The 17,953-nt window shown below is 61.1% G+C and carries 17 protein-coding genes; 8 read left to right on the forward strand and 9 right to left on the reverse strand.

Annotation, left to right across the window (positions count from 1 at the left end; translation table 11 throughout):
* The first annotated feature begins 1 nt into the window (after position 1).
* Positions 2 to 1,384 (forward strand): ADP-ribosylglycohydrolase family protein, encoded by a 1,383-nt coding sequence (locus SIC17_RS06440; RefSeq protein WP_412546733.1) that lies wholly within the window; start codon positions 2 to 4, stop codon positions 1,382 to 1,384.
* A 33-nt stretch (positions 1,385 to 1,417) separates the two neighbouring features.
* On the opposite strand, the gene SIC17_RS06445 is transcribed toward SIC17_RS06440, so the two are convergent.
* The 7 genes from SIC17_RS06445 to SIC17_RS06475 form a co-directional block, all read right to left on the reverse strand.
* Positions 1,418 to 3,631 carry a glycoside hydrolase family 3 N-terminal domain-containing protein gene (locus tag SIC17_RS06445; protein ID WP_412546734.1) on the reverse strand — a complete coding sequence of 738 codons (2,214 nt, stop codon included), beginning with the start codon at positions 3,629 to 3,631 and terminating at the stop codon, positions 1,418 to 1,420.
* Positions 3,632 to 3,685: 54 nt separating this feature from the next.
* A complete protein-coding gene (locus SIC17_RS06450; protein WP_291896602.1) occupies positions 3,686 to 5,161 on the reverse strand; it encodes an MFS transporter in 1,476 nt (491 codons plus the stop codon).
* A gap of 35 nt (positions 5,162 to 5,196) precedes the next feature.
* Complete coding sequence (locus SIC17_RS06455) at positions 5,197 to 6,129, reverse strand: glycoside hydrolase family 16 protein (protein WP_291896604.1); 933 nt, start codon at positions 6,127 to 6,129, stop codon at positions 5,197 to 5,199.
* A gap of 194 nt (positions 6,130 to 6,323) precedes the next feature.
* Positions 6,324 to 7,340, reverse strand: coding sequence for a LacI family DNA-binding transcriptional regulator (locus tag SIC17_RS06460; protein ID WP_412546735.1), 1,017 nt, complete (start codon positions 7,338 to 7,340; stop codon positions 6,324 to 6,326).
* A 98-nt stretch (positions 7,341 to 7,438) separates the two neighbouring features.
* A complete protein-coding gene (locus tag SIC17_RS06465) occupies positions 7,439 to 8,392 on the reverse strand; it encodes a glycosyl hydrolase family 17 protein (protein ID WP_412546736.1) in 954 nt (317 codons plus the stop codon).
* Complete coding sequence (locus tag SIC17_RS06470) at positions 8,392 to 9,282, reverse strand: glycosyl hydrolase family 17 protein (protein WP_412546737.1); 891 nt, start codon at positions 9,280 to 9,282, stop codon at positions 8,392 to 8,394. Before SIC17_RS06470 ends, SIC17_RS06465 begins: the two co-directional genes overlap by 1 nt.
* A 119-nt stretch (positions 9,283 to 9,401) precedes the next feature.
* Positions 9,402 to 10,439 (reverse strand): SMP-30/gluconolactonase/LRE family protein, encoded by a 1,038-nt coding sequence (locus tag SIC17_RS06475; protein WP_412546738.1) that lies wholly within the window; start codon positions 10,437 to 10,439, stop codon positions 9,402 to 9,404.
* 273 nt (positions 10,440 to 10,712) lie between these two features.
* Between SIC17_RS06475 and SIC17_RS06480 the strand changes: the two genes are divergently transcribed.
* Together SIC17_RS06480 and SIC17_RS06485 are read left to right on the forward strand one after the other, a co-directional pair.
* Positions 10,713 to 11,153, forward strand: a complete 441-nt coding sequence (locus SIC17_RS06480) for a hypothetical protein (RefSeq protein WP_412546739.1) — start codon at positions 10,713 to 10,715, stop codon at positions 11,151 to 11,153.
* A 30-nt stretch (positions 11,154 to 11,183) separates the two neighbouring features.
* Entirely contained in the window at positions 11,184 to 12,377 is a 1,194-nt protein-coding gene (locus SIC17_RS06485; protein WP_412546740.1) for an AbfB domain-containing protein, read from the forward strand.
* A 70-nt stretch (positions 12,378 to 12,447) separates the two neighbouring features.
* Here the strand turns inward: SIC17_RS06485 and SIC17_RS06490 are convergent, their stop codons facing one another.
* Positions 12,448 to 13,560, reverse strand: coding sequence for a CaiB/BaiF CoA transferase family protein (locus tag SIC17_RS06490; protein ID WP_291896622.1), 1,113 nt, complete (start codon positions 13,558 to 13,560; stop codon positions 12,448 to 12,450).
* On the reverse strand, positions 13,557 to 14,342 hold the full coding sequence (locus tag SIC17_RS06495; protein WP_291896625.1) for an enoyl-CoA hydratase-related protein: 786 nt from the start codon (positions 14,340 to 14,342) through the stop codon (positions 13,557 to 13,559). Before SIC17_RS06495 ends, SIC17_RS06490 begins: the two co-directional genes overlap by 4 nt.
* A 153-nt stretch (positions 14,343 to 14,495) precedes the next feature.
* On the opposite strand from SIC17_RS06495, the gene SIC17_RS06500 reads away from it, so the two are divergent.
* From SIC17_RS06500 to SIC17_RS06520, 5 genes are all read left to right on the forward strand, one after another.
* Positions 14,496 to 16,028, forward strand: coding sequence for a sodium/proline symporter (locus SIC17_RS06500; protein ID WP_412546741.1), 1,533 nt, complete (start codon positions 14,496 to 14,498; stop codon positions 16,026 to 16,028).
* Positions 16,029 to 16,031: 3 nt separating this feature from the next.
* The gene (locus SIC17_RS06505) at positions 16,032 to 16,580 is read left to right on the forward strand and encodes a molybdenum cofactor guanylyltransferase (RefSeq protein WP_412546742.1); all 549 of its coding nucleotides are present in this window, start codon (positions 16,032 to 16,034) and stop codon (positions 16,578 to 16,580) included.
* 143 nt (positions 16,581 to 16,723) lie between these two features.
* Entirely contained in the window at positions 16,724 to 16,969 is a 246-nt protein-coding gene (locus SIC17_RS06510; RefSeq protein WP_291896634.1) for a MoaD/ThiS family protein, read from the forward strand.
* 1 nt (position 16,970) lies between these two features.
* Entirely contained in the window at positions 16,971 to 17,441 is a 471-nt protein-coding gene (locus tag SIC17_RS06515; protein ID WP_412546743.1) for a molybdenum cofactor biosynthesis protein MoaE, read from the forward strand.
* Entirely contained in the window at positions 17,438 to 17,953 is a 516-nt protein-coding gene (locus tag SIC17_RS06520) for a molybdenum cofactor synthesis domain-containing protein (RefSeq protein ID WP_291896638.1), read from the forward strand. The genes SIC17_RS06515 and SIC17_RS06520 overlap by 4 nt, the downstream gene beginning before the upstream one ends.

Genomic DNA, 17,953 nt, shown 5'->3' on the forward strand with positions numbered 1-17,953 from the left:
GATGCTGGCGCTCCCGAAACGCGCCGCGATGCTGGTCACCGGCATCGCGGCCGTGGGCCTTTCAGCGTGCACCCCGACACCAGCATCACACCAGGACGAGACGATACTGGTCCTGTCTCGCGCGGACTATGTGTCCCGGCTGCACGGTTTCTGGCTGGGACAGTCGATCGGCAACTGGACCGGCCTGGTCACCGAGATGGACAAAATCGGCGGCGACGGCCCGCACGGCGTTTTTTATACCCGCGCGGACTGGGGACAGCCGGACCAGCCGGCGATCTGGGGCGAAGGCCAGCCGAGTGACATCTCACCGGTCATCGACTTTGTCCTGCGTCGCCCCGGCGAGACCTGGGGCGCCGACGACGACACCGATATCGAGTATCTCTACCAGGAGGCCCTCTACCACTCCGATGCGACCGCGCTGACCGGAGAGATGATCCGGGACGCCTGGCTGACGCATATCTATGACGAGCGCGAGGAAACGCCCTATGGCCGCGACGGTGAGGTCTGGCAGAACTATCTCTGGGTCTCCAATCAGCGCGCCCATGAATTGATGCTGGAGGGGGTCATCCCGCCGGCGACCGGAAACGCGCAGTACAATCCCTATACCGACATGATCGACGCCCAGCTGACGACCGAGATCTTCGGGCTGTATGCACCGGGCCGGCCGGACATCGCCCGGGAACTTGGGCACCTGCCCGTGCAGACCACGGCGCGCGGGGCCGCCGAGGATGCCGCGCTGTTCTACATCACCCTGCATGCTCTGGCGGCTCGATCAGAGCCAGGCACAGCCATGGCCGAGCAGGTCCGCGCTATGGCGTTCCAAGCCCGTGAAACCCTCCGGGACGATGACTATCCCGCCGCGATGTTCGATTTCGTAGCCGCGGCCCATGCCTCCGGCCAGCCCTGGGAAGACACCCGTGACGCACTGTATGAGCGCTATCAGGTTCGTGGCGAGGATGGATACGACATCTCGGAACGCGGCTTGTACTGCAATGGATGTTTTGCCTCCGGCATCAATTTCGGCGCCAGCCTGATCAGCCTCTTTTACGGCGAGGGCGATATCCGCGAGACCATTCGTATCGCCACACTTGCCGGATGGGACTCCGACAATCCGGCAGCGACGTGGGGCGGACTGCTCGGCTTCATGCTGGGCAGAGACGGCGTTGAGGCCGCATTTGGTATGCCGCTGTCGGAAGAGTTCGACATTCATCGGACACGGCGGAGCTTCCCGAATTCGGGGCGAGACACATTCACGGCGATGGCAGAGAAGGGACAGGCCATTACTGAACGCGTTGTCCTGACACGTCTTGGCGGCCGCTTGAGTGATGACGGCCTCAGCTGGATTATCCCGATGCCCGGCCCAACAGAACCGCGAGACGGATAGGCCGGCCGGGCCTTGCCCGACCGCCCCTGCAACCTATGCCGTGATAGCGAAATGCGTGTGCAAACCGCCGACACTGGAGGGCGCGACCCAGACGTCGAAGTCACCGGGTTCCGCCGCGAAAGCACCGTCACGGCCATAGAACGCCAGCTCATCCGTGTGCAATTCGAAGCGGACACGATGGCTTTGACCCGGCTCGAGGTGAATACGCTCAAATCCCTTGAGCTCGCGCACAGGGCGCGTCAGGCTGCCGAAACGGTCCCGGACATAGAGCTGCACGATCTCGGTCCCGGCCCGATCACCGGTATTGGTGATCGAAGCCTCGACCACAACACGCCCGCCGAGAGGCACGTGATGGCGATCAATCGACAGGTCGGCATAGTCAAATGTCGTGTAACTCAGGCCGAAGCCGAACGGATACAACGGCAAATATCCGGCATCGAGATGAAAAGTCGTCATGCCCAGTGATGTCTGCTCGGCCCCACTGGGAATATCATCAATGTGAATGACCGTTTCCGGTGTCGCCGGACGCCCGGTCTGCTTGTGGGCATAATAGATCGGAACCTGGCCCGACATGGTCGGGAAGCTGACCGGCAGCTTGCCGCTTGGCACGCAGCGCCCGAACAGGGTATCCGCGATCGCCGGACCGCCCATGCTGCCTGGATGCCAGGCATAGATCAGTGCGTCGAATTGGTCGGCAATATCACCCATCGCCAGCGGACGTCCCGCCAGGATGACACCAATCACCGGCTTGCCCGCGCCTCGCACGTGCCGCACCAGGTCTGCCTGGACGCCCGGGAGCGTAATGTCTGCGCGACTGTGGGCCTCACCGGACAAGATCGCTTCTTCACCGATAAAGAAAATCGCCATATCGGCGGACTGTGCGGCTGCGAAGGCCGCGTCAAACTGTGATCGATCACGGCTGCGCGTCGTTTCCAGCGCGCGCACATGATCAATCTCGACCTCGCCCTCGAGCATGGCATGCAGAGCGGCCAACGGCGTGACGCTGCGGGCCGGATCACCGTCAAAGACCCAGGTCCCCAGCTGCTCAGCCGGCTCATCCGCAAGCGGACCGATCACTGCGAGGCGGTCAAGGCGCGTGGCGTCCAGCGGAAGGACGGCGTTTTCATTACGCAAAAGAACCAGGCTCTGGGCGGCGGCCTCGCGCACAAGCGCAAGACCTGACATGCGCGCCGGCTCCTCGGGAAGCACCGTGACATCACGGTCCATCAGCCCCGCCTGGATTTTCACGCGCAGCACATTGCCAACCAGGGTGTCGAGACGCTCCATCGGCAATCGTTCGGTCGCCACCAGCTCCGGAATATGTCGCTCGTAGACACCGCTGATCATGTCGATATCAACACCGGCACGGGCTGCGAGATAGGTCGCTTCGACATCGTTTTCACACAGGCCGTGAACACACAGCTGGTGGATGGCATCCCAGTCACTGACCACGGCACCATCAAAGCCCCATTCCTGGCGCAGGACCTCATCCAGCAGGAAATCGCTGGCGGTCGCCGGAATGCCGTCAATATCGCTGAACGACGTCATGAAGGTAGCGACACCGGCCTCACGTGCGGCCTTGAACGGCGGCAGGTAGACATTGCGCATCTCGTTCAGGGGAAGATTGGTGGTGTTGTAATCACGACCGGCTTCCGATGCGCCATAACCGGCAAAATGCTTGGCACACGCGATCAGGGTATCTGCCTCGCCGTTGGCACTTTCCTGGAAACCCACAACCATGGCCGCGCCCAGAGCACTGGCGAGGAACGGATCCTCGCCCAGGCTCTCCGCTACCCGGCCCCAGCGTGGATCGCGGGCAATGTCGATCATCGGTGCGAACGTCCAGTTGATGCCATATGCGGTCGCTTCCTGAGCGGATACACGCGCGCATTCGCGCACGAGACCCGGATTCCAGCTGGCGGCCTGTCCCAGCGGCAGGGGCGCCACGGTCTTGAAGCCATGGATCACGTCACGCCCGATAAGCAGGGGAATGCCATGTCGGCTCTCGTGTATGGCGATATGCTGCATGGCGTTGATGGCATCGGGGTCAACGACGTTGATCACCGAACCAATGCGACCCGACCGAATGCCGTGCGCCAGGTCCTCGACCACGTTGGGGCCCGTGCACTGAACCTGGTTCAGCTGACCCACCTTTTCCTCGATCGACATGACCTCGAGAAGCGAACCGATCCGCGTCTCCACATCCCGTGCCTTACCCAATGAATTCATATCCCGTGCACTACTCATGACGGCTATCCCGTACTTCACTCAGGGGCGCAGAACGCCACCCCGTACCTGTTGTCAGTTATTGGTTTCCGCGGCGGTTTCGCCTTCACCGGTCTTGCCTCGACGGGCCTCAAGCTCGGCGCGCACCTTGGCTGCCGACTCGCGGCTGATATCCAGCGTGGTGACCAACCAGATCGCGATCAGATAGAAGCCCACCGGGATGACCACATCCCAGACCCGCAACCAGAACAGCGTCGACTCGGCCTGGTTTCCGCCCAGCGCCTCGTCGAATCCAGTGCTGGCAAGCAGATATCCACCCAGCGCAATGGCGACACTCTGGCCGAGCTTGACCACCCACCAGAAAATCGATCCGAACATGCCCTCACGACGCTGGTGCGTCCGCAACTCGTCCATATCCACCACATCAGCGACCATGGACGGCATCAGGGTGAACAGACCACCCAGGCCAAAGGCCATTAGCGGCGCCGCGAAATACAGCAACCACGGCGCGGTCGGGTCATAGAGGAACCATTTCAGTCCATACCCCAGAGCCGCGATACCGATCGCGATCCCGAACATCTTGCGCTTGCCGACCTTCGTCGCCATCCAGGCAACCACGGCGACAGCCACGAAGGAGAAGGCGATCCTGACGGAATCGACAGCACCATTATGTGCTGCACCGGCCTCGATATCGCCCGAGAACACGTAGTAAGCGACAACATAGAACTGGAAGGCGGCGATCATGATGAAGCCGTTGAAAACCAGGAAGGTCGCTGCGCACAGCTTCAGGAATGGGGTAAAGGAAAGCGCGGAGCCGAACCCTTTCATGAAGTCCCAGATATTGCCGATGATGCCGCGACGGTCCTCACTTGATTCCTCAAGCTCGCGCGCGGCCACGTCGGCCATGCGTTCGCGCAGGAAGACCGCAGGCACGGTGCCAAAAAGCACAACCAGCGCCGAGATACCCCAGGCGATCACCGAAGTGCCCTGAACCATATTGTCGAACAGGTTCTCGTTCTGAGCCCAGAACACCAGCCATGGCGGGATGAAATACGCCAACTGGGCAATGAAATTCTGAGTGCCCATCAGCAGGTTGCGCTGGTCATAGTCCGGCGTCAGCTCGTAGCCCAGTGCCACCCAGGGCGTGGCAAAGAACGTATAGGCGAGGAAGAAGATGAATGAGCCTATGAGGAAGTACCAGAAATAGAACATTTCCGTCTGTCCCTCGGGCAATTGCCAGAGCATGCCGAAGGCGATCGCGGTGGCGATGGCACCAAAGAAGATGTACGGCCGGCGGCGCCCCCAACGAGAGCGGGTGCGGTCGGACACATAACCAACAATCGGGTCGGTCAAGGCGTCAAAGAAACGTGGGAGGCCGCCAAGGAGCCCCACCAGGACCGGGTCCATGCCCAGACCGATGTTCAGGACGACCATCATCGCACCGATCGAGCCTGCAAGCAGATTATTGGCAAAGGCACCGGAGCCGTAGGCCAGTCTCTGCAGGAAGGAAATACGATCTTCCGGACGCGTTTTTGCAACAGATTCAGTCATGATTTCGTCCTATCTTCCCGCCCGCCGGGGACGCTTTAGTGGGCGCAGGCCTGCGCGGTTTCGAGGTCTTCGGGGCAGTCGTAGACACGTACCCAGTCCACCAGGAACTGCCGCGGATACCCGTCATAATCCACACCACCGGCGGTATGGCTTTCCGCCAGATGCCCGCCGATTGCGAGATTGAGGATCAAGTGGAAACGCTGGTCGAACGGCGCGTTCGGATTGCCATCTGCGAGCGGAGAATCCGTGCTCCACTCGTCTGGAGTCAGGCTGCCGTAACTCTCCCCGTTGAGAAACCACTCGACACGACCTTCCGTCCACTCGATCGCGAACACGTGAAATGTTTGCTCACCATCCGAGCCGGTCGGCAGGGTTGTGCGGCGGTTCTGATAACGGTTGTGGGGCCAGGCTCCGCCGAAATGCAACGTGCCGAACATGCGGTTCTCAACCGGCCCGTCGCAATCCTCGCACGGCGCACCAAGATTGACCGCTTCGAGAATATCGATTTCGCCCGAGAGCGCCCAGCCACCGTAAACTTCATCCGTGGGCAGCATCCAGATGGCCGGCCAGGTCCCCTGTCCTTCAGGCAGTTGGGCGCGAACCTCGACACGGCCATATCGCCAGTCCCCCATTCCGGCCGTATTCAAACGGGCAGAACTGAAGGGTTGGGTCTTGATCTCGTCACGCTGTTCCGCGGTCAGATCATCCATCAGGCGGGCAGGCCAGGCGGGCCCGGTTGTCTCTTCGAGATGCGCCTCAATGACCAGGCAACCGTTCTCGAGGCGGGCATTGCGTTCCGAGGCCGTGTAACACTGACGCTCTTCATTGCCGCCACCCCAACAGTCGACTTCCCGGGTCCAGCGATCAGGATCGAGGTTCGCCCCGTCAAACTCATCCGACCAGACGAGTCGCCAATCACCCGCGCCCGCGCGCTGGTGATCAATGCCACCACACTGAGCCCAACTCATTGAAGGTATTACAATACTTGCCGCAAGGGCCAGCACGATACGTCGCACAGCCACACCTCCCCATAAATTTCCGCCGCCCGTTTTCGGTGCGAATTTCCCCCAGTAATCCCTGCGCAGACAAGGCCTGTCAACAAAAATGTCCAACCTTGTCATTTTGCATCTGCAAAAAGGAAGAGGGCGAGAGGTGCCGGAATTCAGCGCGGCGCCGCCGTCGATTTGCGCAGGATGAACTCGTAGTCGAGCGTTATGACCTTCGCGGCCGGCTCGGCATCACTGTCTGCATCGCGAGCGGCCAGGTAGTTGACCGCGGCCTTGCTCATCGCTTCATAGGGCTGGGCAATGGTCGTCAGAGTTGGCCAGATCGTGCGGGCAATGGCGACATCATCAAACCCGACCACCGACAAGTCCTGGGGCACTTGCAAGCCGAGGCGGCTGGCGGTGAAGTAGACGGCTGCAGCCATCTCATCATTGGATGCGAATATGGCGGTTGGCCGATCAGCGGTATCGAGCAGGTCTTCTGCCGCCTTCAGTGCATGTTCGAAGGTGAACATGCCACATCGAATCCAGTCGGAACGGATCTCTGCCTGCCCGTGTTCCCGCAGGGCAGCGACGAAGCCCTCCTCGCGAAGTGTCGAGGACACGTGATCCGGAGCCCCTGCAATATGGCCGATGCGACGGTGGCCCAGGTCCAGCAAATGCCGCGTCACCTCATGAGCGGCCGCGTAGTCATCCATGCGCACCGCCGGGATCGTTTTGGATGACCTGGCCGGAGACACGAGGACAAATGAAACGCCGCGCTCAACCAGGCGTTCGTGCAGGGCCGAAGCGCCGCTGAGGGGCGGGACCAGAATCATGTTGCGGACGCGCGTGCGCGAGAGAAATGCGCTGAGCTGCCGGTCCCAGTCCGCAGCCTCCTCGTCGAACAACCCCCCGGCCAGAAAATAGCCAGCCTCGTCACAGGCTTTCAGCGCGGAATGATGAAACCGGCTCTGGAATCCACTGCTCGGATCACCAAACAACATGCCGATGGAACGTGACCGGGCCGACCGCAATTCCCGCGCCGCATGGCTTGGATTGTAGTCCAGCTCCTGCATGGCCTGCTCGACGCGCTCACGCGTCGTTTTGCGGACTTTCTCCGCATCATTCATGACCCGGGACACGGTCTTGACCGAAACGCCGGCCCTTTTCGCAACATCGAAGATATTCGACATGAAACCCTCCACGAGCCGATGCGGCCCGTTCTCCCGATCCGATCACAGTCCTGCAGACCAGAACCGTTGCCGTTTGGCAAGCTGACCGCCGGACGCACCTACAGCCGGTCGCGGAACAACTGGGCCATCACCGGCTTGGGGCGCCTGTCCAGCCGGAATAAACCCCAGTGCTTCTCGGGCTCATCCGGATCAGAAGACCCTTTCCAGGGTTCATCAAATGCCTCGAAAACAAAGGTCAGGATGCCCTCGGAATTGGTCCAGTTCATCAGCTGCTCGTAATAGATTCGCTGCAAATCCTCGTTGGCATTGCCCGGGTCGATTCCGCGACCGTTCGAGCGCGTGGTCCATCCGGCCTCGGTAATCACCACCGGCTTGTCCGGGTAACGCCCCTTCACCGCATAGTAATTCTCCTGGGTGTAGGCGAGTGCCTCTTCGATATCCTTGTATTCCCAGACCGGATAAGTGTGCACGCCGAGCAGGTCCAGATGCGCTGCGAGAGGACGCAGCTTGTCCGTCCAGGGCACGTAGTTCTCGCAGAATGTCACCGGGTGCCGGGCTTTGCGGCCCAGCTGTTTGGCAAATTCGATCAGCCGCTCGACGGGGACCATATGGTCATTCCAGTCCACACTGGCCTCATTGCCGATCGAAACAGCCATAACTTCCCTGCGGTAGCGGCGTGAGAGCGCAGCCATGCGGGCGAGTTCCTCGTTATTGGCACGCCGATTGGCCGCCAGCACCGCGTCATCATAGACCCCGCCCCACGGGCAGCCGGGGTTGCTGACTTCCGCCCCCAGTCCCATGCCGAGCATGACCTGGAGCGGCAGACCTTCGTCGCGGATGACCTTGAGCACCGTCTCGGCGTGCTGCGTGCAGTCATAAACCCGCAGATAGCGCCAGTGCTGCACGAGGATCAGCAGATCCTCGCGGATCTGGTCATAGCTCGGGAAAACGCCGGACGGTGGACTTTGCCCCTCCCGATAGCCGGAATAGCAGATCGCATTTGCATGCGGCGGCGCAAACCGGCGCCGGTCGGAAGAGAGAATCCCAAACATCACATACTGCAGTATTTCGGCTTGCCGTCCTTGTCCCACAGCCCCCAGTAGGCGCCGACATCGCCCTCTTTGGCAACCTTCCAGGCTTCATCAAATCCCGCGAAATAGAACAGGTCGATGTTCTCCTCTCGTGTCCATTCCACCGCATCGATGAAATATTTCATCGCATTGATGCGGGACGGGACGGCACCGCGTTCACGCGTACCGATATTCGGCCAACCGGTCTCGGCGATAATGACCTTCTTGCCCTCGGCAACCCGCTGGGCCCGTCGATACATCTCGCGCATGTAGATGTGGGCGTGCTCGATCGGATAGCCCTCCCAGAACGGATAGCAATTGACCAGCACCACATCGCAAGCCGCGGCGACGCGCGGGTGATTTTCGAACAGGAAATAGGCGTCAACATATCCAACAGGAACATCGACCTCGGCCTTGGCGCGCTCGATATAGGCAATCAGCTGATCTTCAGTCAGCTCTTCACGAAGCAAAACCTCGTTGCCGATCGCCAGAATGCCCGCATGTCCCTGGCGTGCCAGCTCGATACCCTTGGCCAGTTCCAGTTCATTGTGCTCGACATCATCATCAATCCACACACCGACCATGGATTTGAGACCCAGCTCGCTGGCGACGACGGGAGCCGCCTCATTGCCGCGCGTGCAGGAGAAGGTGCGCACCCAGTTGGTATGGGGCGCCAGCATCGACATCCGCGCCCGGATCTGTTCCGGCGACACATCACACAGATTGTCCTGGCCATCCACATAAGGGCTGAAAGCCAGACCGTGCAGCCCCTCGGCCAGCATCGCCTCGATGCGGGCAGCCATGCCGGCTTCACCAATGTCTGCGGGGTCAACGCCCGCCAGAGCAAGTTTGCGATTATACGGATTGGACATCACTTTCCCCATCTCGAAACCGTGGCTTTCGCCGCTGCCATGCCATTATGACAACGATGGACATTTTTCAAGAAAGATCGCCTCCGAGTGCTGCAAGATGGGGTCAGAAGTTCTGACGACTAAGGCAAGGCACCCGCCTGCCACTGCACTCCGACCGCATTCGTGCGGAGTTGCAGCAAACGATCATGCGCCGTCATGAAGAGCACATCTCCGTTCTCGCCGCCAAAGGCACAATTGGCCGTCGCACGCCCTGTGCGTATCCGTGCCAGAAGGACACCTGCAGGAGAAAGAACAAGAACACCGCCCGGCCCGGTAGCGAAGATCGTGCCGTCTGTACTCACACACATGCCATCAGGAAGTCCCGGGTCGCCGGCCGCCAGAAACTCGCTGCTGTCATACCAGAGTTCCAGCGGGCCGGTCGTGCCATCCGCCAACAATTCTGCGCGGAAGATGTAAGGTGCCGACGGGTCGGATTGCGCGACGTACAGCCACCGCTCATCCGGTGAAAGAGCAATACCGTTGGGGAAACTCAATTGGTCGAAATGGCGCTCACATTGCCCATCAGGCGCCAGACGATAGACACCATTGACGTCCATTTCCTTCAACGGCGAGGCATCCAGCCCCTCAAGTCCGTAGGGCGGGTCCGTGAAATACAGACTTCCATCACTGGCACGCACCAGATCGTTCGGACTGTTGAAACGCTGTCCGCCGAAGCTTTCAACGAGGGTCTCGCGATCTTGCGTATCAGGCCTCATGCGCTGCACGGCACGGACGCCGTGATTGCAGAGATACAGCCACCCGTCGTCGCCGAACCATAAACCATTCGCCCCTGCCTCGCGCATGCCCAGCGCCTGCTCCGGGTCAACTCCGGACGGATCCAGAAAAACTTCCAGACCTGAGGCGGCGGACCACCGGAACGCCTTATTGGAAGGCACGTCGGTGAAGTAGAGACAATGGCGCTCACGGTCCCAGCTGGGCCCTTCACTCCAGACAAATCCCTCCGCAAGCTGTTGCAGGCCCTGCGTGACATCAAAAAGTGCCCGGGCCGCAGGGTCATGAATTTCGATGACATCTGGCAAGCGGGTCTGTTGGCAGCCCGACACTGTGACAAGCGTGGCCGACCCCAGCCCCCAGAGCACTTCGCGACGTGATTTCATGATATTCTCCCCTCTGCCGTACTCTGCACACCTGTCGTGATGGCGGTCAATCGCAGCCTGCGCCTACGGCGACGCGGCACACAGCGAATGCTGGTCCGCTTCCAAAGCGTGCGGCCGGCGAGGAAAAAGCCAGGCGAACGCTCACATTCACCGGCCCTTTCCGTCGATCCCACTGTTTCCGCGCGACCCATGGAAACACACTGCCGTCAGGGTCTTGCGTGAATTTCCTTCACTGCAATACTGGAATAAGTTTCATGTTTCCGGGGGAAAATCATGTTGGATCTTCTAGTCGGTGCCGGTCTGGCGCTGATCGCCCAGCCGAGCGTTACGAGCAACGCCCAATTCGACTGCTCTGCCACAGCGCAAATCGAGGTCACCGGCACGCCATACACGGTGTGTGGTGTCAGAATGGACAGTGAATCCACCTATCTGGTGCAGAATGACGGCTCTGAAACCGTGATCGGCTCCGCGGTTCAGCCTTGGCGACCATCGGGCTCCCGCGACGCCGGAACGCTCTGGGTGGGTCGGCGCGCTGACAACATCATCGTCACAGCGTCATTGGACGGCACTTCAGGCGTTATGTTCGGGCGTAACTCAATGAGTGGAGGCTGGCGCCAATCCGCAATCAATTGCGGCGAACATGGCCTGCAACATGTCTACGGCTTCTCCGACGACGACCGCTATGCCGGCATCGGCTATTCTCACGCAGATTAGTACCTTTTCTGCCGGCTGGATTTCGAAACCATGACCCAGACCCAGGACTGGGTTGAACCTCAAGGTGAGTTCGCCAGCCTGGAAGACCTTCCGGTCGAACGCTGGCTGAACCCTGCGGAGGCAGAACCCAGGGCCGAGCCTGCATCGACGGTGCAAGATGCCTGTAACGACACTGCAACGGCCGTCGCGGCAATCGCACCCATCAATGCCAGAACCGTGCAATGCGGGGTCTCTGTCGACGAAGGTCAGGTGAGGATTCACTATCCCAACGGACGCACCTTCCCGGTCAGTGGGCTGGACGTCGGCAGAAATTGCGAGGCCGATTGTGAACACTATGGGCCTTACATGATCTCCGAGTTCTGGGCTCACGACGCCGGCCCAACCAAGGTTCTCGGGCTTCGCAACGAGCTCGAAGACGCGGTGTATCTCATCTCCCGTGATGAAAGCGGAGATCGAGGCTGGTATGCGCGCCCCTTCCACTGCGGCAAGTACGGCCCCTTCCACATCTTTCCCTACACACCCCAGAGTGAGTACGTTTTCGCGGCCAGTTACGAGGAACTGGGCCTCCTCATCATCTGCGCGCTTCATACCCATGACGGCGCGAGTGAAGCTCAAGCTTTCGAGGAGATGGAAGACGACATCTACTACAATGCCACCGCCTTGAGCATATCGGGCTGGAATTGTGGTGGGCAGGAAGAATTCGACGCGCCTGTTTTGTGCATGTCCATAACAGCCCCCGATGGGCGCGAGCTCTATCGCTCGGAGCCCCCTCAAGGAGAGGCAACACCTCCCACCAGCACAGCCGAGGCGGTGGTCCTTGAGGCCGTCAACTTTCCTGGCTGGTTCATGCGCCGTGTTTCCGGTCTTGCCAACATGGTCCAGAATTCGACGCCGCTTGCTGACGAGCAATCCAGACTACAGATCGTTCCAGCCCTGAATGGCGCGGAAAACGCCGCCAGCATCGCGTTCATCGGTGAGGACAACTATTATCTGCGGCATGCCGGTTACCGCATCAGGATAAACGCCAATGACGGCACTGAGCTGTTCGCGGCCGACGCAACATTCTACATCCGCCCTGGCTTGGCCGGCGATGGCACGGTTTCCTTCGAATCCGCCAACTTCCCCGGCCATTTTATTCGGCATCGCAATGCCCAGCTGTGGATCGATGCGTCCGACGGGAGCGAACTGTTCGCCCAGGACGCATCCTGGAACGTGAGGCAATAGCCAGTCTGAAACTCAATCGCCCCGCCGGTTCATTCCGGTCGGGGCGGTGACGCGGCAAATGAGCTGGCGGTCAGTCAGCCTTTTTCGGCGCACGGCCAGTCTGCCCCGTGTCCCAGCGCTGCATACGGATGGGAGAACGCAGGCCCGGCACCCCCCCCGCAGTGTTTACCAGCCCGCGGGCCTTTGCTTGGTCCGTCGCCAGCGCTTCGGCAAGCGTGTTGATCGGCCCCGCCGGAATGCCCGCAGCCTCCAGGCCCGCAAGCAGATCTTCACGCGTTCGCTTCGACGTCGCCTCGGCGATCCTGGACACCAGGACATCGCGGTTGGCAACGCGCTCGGCATTGGTGCGATGCCGACCCAGAAGGTCGTCTCCCAGCTGCAGCAAGGTGCACAGGCGCTCGAACTGGCTGTCATTCCCGCAGGCGATAATCAGATGACCGTCCGATGCCGGAAAATCCTGGTAGGGCACGATATTGGGATGGGCATTTCCCATCCGGCGTGGCGCGTCACCCGTCGCCAGATAGTTCATCGCCTGGTTGCCCAACACACCGACCATGCTGTCGAACAAGGCCATGTCGATATGTTGGCCCAGCCCGGTCTTTTCACGCTGGGCGAGCGCCGCCTGAATCCCGATCACGCCGTAAAGACCGGTGAAGATATCGGCAAAGGCCACACCCATTTTCTGCGGTGGCCCGTCGGGAGATCCGGTCAGGTCCATGATCCCGCTCATGGCCTGAATCATGACGTCATAACCGGCGCGATGGGCAAAGGGGCCGGTCTGACCAAACCCTGTCACGGAACAATAGATCAGGCGGGGAAACCGTGCCGACAGGCTGGCATAGTCGAGCCCGTATTTCTCCAGTCCTCCGACCTTGAAATTCTCGATCAGCACATCGGCGGACGCGATCAGTTCGAGCAGCTCCGCCCGCCCCTCATCCGTCGAGAAATCGATCGCCACAGATCGCTTGCCACGATTGCAGGCATGGAAATAAGCCGCGGAACGGGAACCGTCCCCCTCTTCGATCCAGGGCGGCCCCCAGCGACGCGTATCGTCGCCCGCAGGGCTTTCGACCTTGATCACCTCCGCGCCGAGATCGGCCAGCGTCTGACCAATCCACGGACCAGCCAGGATGCGCGCCAGTTCAACCACACGAATACCATCGAGAGGGGCCGGATGGCTCATCCTTCACCTCCGGGGAAATTTGGCTTGCGCTTCTCGAGGAAGGCGCGATAGCCCTCCTGGAAATCTTCGCCCTGGAAAGCATCCAGGAAGATCTGGCGTGTCTCATCTGTGTCGGCATCCACGCCGGAGCGGATCAGCGAGACGATTTTCTTGGTCATGCGCGCGGAGTGTGAGGACGTGGCAGCCAGGCCCTCGGCATAGGTCGCGATTGTTGCATCGAGATCCTTCGCCGCCACCCGGCGATTGATGAGGCCAATCCGGTAAGCTTCCTCGGCGTCCAGCAGACGACCGGAATAGAGAATATCCTTGGCATTCGACACCCCCACCGCATCGATCAGCCGCTTGGTGTCATTGAGCGTATAGGTCAGGCCCAGCTTGGCCGGGGTGATGGCAAAACGACTGCCTTCCGCCGCGAAACGCAGATCACAGGACAGCGCCACACCACAGCCGCCGCCCACGCAAGCACCCTCGATCCGGGCAATCGTCGGCTTGGGAAAGGCGGCGAGACTGTCGAGCGCCAGGCCGATCGATCGGGAATACTGTTCGGCGCGCTCGCGGGTCGCGTAGACCTCCTCGAACTCGCCGATATCCGCGCCCGCCGCAAAACTCCCGCCCTCGCCACGCACGACCACCAGCTTGACCCCGACATCATCGGCCAGCGGTGCGAGCAATTCGGGAATGGCGGTCCACATGGCGCTGGTAATGGCATTGCGCTTGGCCGGACGGTTCAGCACCAGCTCGGCGATCACGCCGTTACGGTTCACATAGATCTCTTCAGTCATGGCTCGGGTCCGTCCCGGTCAGGTTTGCGAAAGGCCAACCCGGCACTGAATACCCGCGTCAATTCAATCGGCATACCCATTCATCAGCGCGATGAGCCCGCAGCGCTCGCCTCAATGAGCGACGCAAGGCTGGCGCCCGCGCGAGAAGCCCGTATGTTCAACGCTCTGCCGATGACCGACCGTCCGGCCAATGTTGACGAAAAGATTGAGCGAGCCATGGGCGAAAATGCCGTCATTCTGACCACGCTGGTCGTCTACAAGTTTGTCCTGATCGGAATCGGGGTCTGGGCTTCGCGCCTGAACAAGACCGAGGGCGATTTTTTCCTGGCCGGCCAGGGGCTGGGGCCCTGGGTCGCCGGCTTGTCATACGCAGCCTCGACCTCGTCGGCCTGGGTGCTTCTGGGATTTTCCGGCTTTGTCTATGCCGTGGGCCTCTCCGCGTTGTGGATGGTTCCTGGCGTGTGGGCGGGGTATGTCGTGATGTGGCTCTATTTCGGACCCCGCCTGCGCGATGAAACCGCGCGCGAAGGTCATGTCACACTGACCGATTTCATGATCACACGCGTGCGCACGGGCTGGAAATTGCCAGTTGCCGTGCTCTCCGCAGTGCTGATCCTGTTCTGTTTTGTCTTCTACATCGCCGCACAGTTCGGTGCGGCCGCCGTGGCCTTTGAGTCGCAATTCGACCTGCCGCGGCTGGAAAGCGTTCTGATCGGTGCTGCCGTGGTGTTGTTCTACGGATTGCTGGGCGGTTTCTGGGCCGTCTCCATCACCGATACGCTGCAGGGGTTCATCATGGCCCTGATCGCGGTGATCCTGCCGATCGTGGCGCTGACAGCTGCCGGTGGTCCCGCCGAAGTCTGGTCAACTCTCGCTGCGTCTGCACCGCCTGAGTATCTGGACTGGGCTGGAGGGCGCGCCGGGCTGGTCGTGTTCGGCTTCATCATCGGGGTCGCCAGCGTTGGCCTGGGCACATTCGGTCAGCCGCATCTCATGTCCCGTCTGATGGCGCTGAAGGATGACAAGGCGCGACGCCAGGGCTTCATCGTCGCCATGAGCTGGGCCGTGCTGGTCTATGCAGGCATGATCACGCTCGCCCTGTCCGGCCGAGCGCTGTTCGAGACCATCGGCAATGGTGAAGCGCTTTTCTATCGCGTTGCGACGGACTATCTGCCCCCCGCGCTCGCGGGCATCGTCATCGCCTCTGTCCTGTCTGCGGTGATGTCGACCGTCGATTCCATCCTGCTCTCCGCGTCTGCGGCAGCAGCGCACGACATGCGCCTGGCCAGGCGCTGGCCAGGGCGGGAAGTTCTTGTGGGGCGCATCGTCATGGTCTCGATCGGTGTGCTGGCCGTCATCCTCACCCTGACCCTGGATGCAACCATTTTCGACCGTGTCCTGTTCGCCTGGTCAGCCCTGGGCGCCGCCTTCGGCCCGGTCGGTCTGATCCGAGTCATGGGACGGGAACCGGATGGTCTTGCCATTTTCACCGCCATCATCCTGGGCTTTGGCACAACCGTCCTGTTCTACGCTTTCGGCCAGGTCGGCTCGGACGGCAGGGGGCTGGCCGGTTTTCTGGCGTTCCTGGCGAGCATTCCGGGGGACCCCTTCGAGCGTTTTGTGCCCTGGCTGGCTCCCATGGCACTGCTCTTCCTGCGCTCGCACCGGGTCGAGACGGAAACATGAAGCATGACCCGCGCCCTTAAGTCCCGCCTGGTCGGCGTCGTGCTGGCCGGAGGTCAATCCGCCCGCATGGGCGAAGACAAGGCCGGTCTGGTCTGGAAGGGTCGCCCCCTGCTGGAACACGCCGAAAGCACGCTGCGCGCGGCTGGATGCGATTCGGTACTGGTCAGCGGCCGACCGGATCGCGCCAACGGTTTTGCCGACAGCCGTCAACAAGCCGGCCCGGCCCACGCCCTGCTTGATGCGCTTGATCAACTTCCCGATGACGCCCGGGGCTTACTGGCCATACCGGTCGACATGCCCCTGGTCAGGGCCGAGGATCTGGCCCCACTGGCAAATGCAACGATGAACAAGCCCTGTGCATGGGCGAACCACCCCCTGCCGCTTTTCCTCCCTGCGACTGCGAATGCCGATGTTCGCGAGGATGTCTGGTCAGTTCGCAAACTGATCGCCGGCATGGGAGTGTCGTGGCTCCCGCTGGATGAAAGACGCGAAGCCCGGTTGCGCAATGTGAACACACCCGAAGATTTCGCTGCCTTGTCCGACCAGCGCTGAACGACCGGTGACGGCAAGACACTTCGCGGCATTGATGCCGCAGATCAGGTCATGGCATTCAAGTCCGAAGCACATACATTTGATTTAACAGCACGACCGGACGCGACCATATCGCGTACCATGGCGCATACAGGAGGCTGATCATGTCGCTCACCGTCAGATATTTCGCCGCCCTGCGCGAACGCATGGGCACCGCTGAGGAAGCCGTCGACACACCGGCCACAACAGGGACGGAATTGATCGCCTGGCTCATCGAACGCGACAGCCGGGCAAATGTGCTGGAACACCCGTCCACCCGCATCATCGTCAATGACGAGATTGTATCCCGCAAGCATGCACTCAAGGCCGGCGATGTCGTCGCCTTCTGCCCGCCTTTCTCGGGAGGTTGAAATGGGCATCCGGGTTCAGGTCCAAAGCGAGCGGTTCGACGCCGGGCAATTGCTCAACGCGATGAGCGGCACCGAGAGCGATTGTGGCGCTGTTGCCAGTTTTTCCGGCCAGGTGCGCGGCGGCAAAGGCCTGATCGCGCTTGAACTGGAACACTATCCCGGCGTGACCGAGAAAGCGCTCCTGCGCATTGCCCAACACGCTGCAGAACGATGGGATCTGCGCCAGGCGACGATCATCCACCGTGTTGGCCGCATGGAGATCGGCGAGGAAATCGTCTTCGTCGGCGCCACCGCCCCACATCGACGCGCAGCGTTGGACGCGGTGAGTTTCATGATCGATGTTCTGAAGACCCAGGCTCCGTTCTGGAAAAAGGAATATGACGCCAACGGCGAACACTGGGTCGAGGCCCGTGGCGAGGACGACCAGGCCGCTGCCCGCTGGCTCGACGAGAAAGAGGAAATGTCCGCATGAACCAGATCCCCGACCAGGTCGGCTTCGCCGTCATGACCGTCTCGGATACGCGCGACACCAAGACCGACAGGACCGGCCCCTGGCTGCGCGAGCAGATCATGGCGGAAGGTCACGCCGTCATTGACCACGCCATCGTCCATGACGAGATCGGACTCATCCAGGCCCAGCTGCGGGCCTGGATTGCGGACAAGACCATCCACGCCATCATCGCCACGGGCGGCACCGGCCTTACCGGTCGTGATGTCACGCCGGAAGCCTTCAAACCACTCTACGACAAGGAGATGGAGGGTTTCAGCGCCGTCTTCCACCAGGTGAGTTTCCAGTCGGTCGGCGTCTCGACCATCCAGTCTCGCGCCACCGCAGGCATTGCGGGCGGCACCTATCTCTTTGCCATTCCAGGGTCGATGGGCGGCTGCAAGGATGCCTGGAACCATGTGCTCAAGGCCGAGTTTGACGAGGCGCACAGACCCTGCAATCTGGTCGAACTCATCCCTCGCCTGACGGAGCGCTGA

Source organism: Maricaulis sp. MIT060901 (genome assembly GCF_047123815.1).
In the GTDB taxonomy this organism is placed as follows: Bacteria; Pseudomonadota; Alphaproteobacteria; order Caulobacterales; family Maricaulaceae; genus Maricaulis.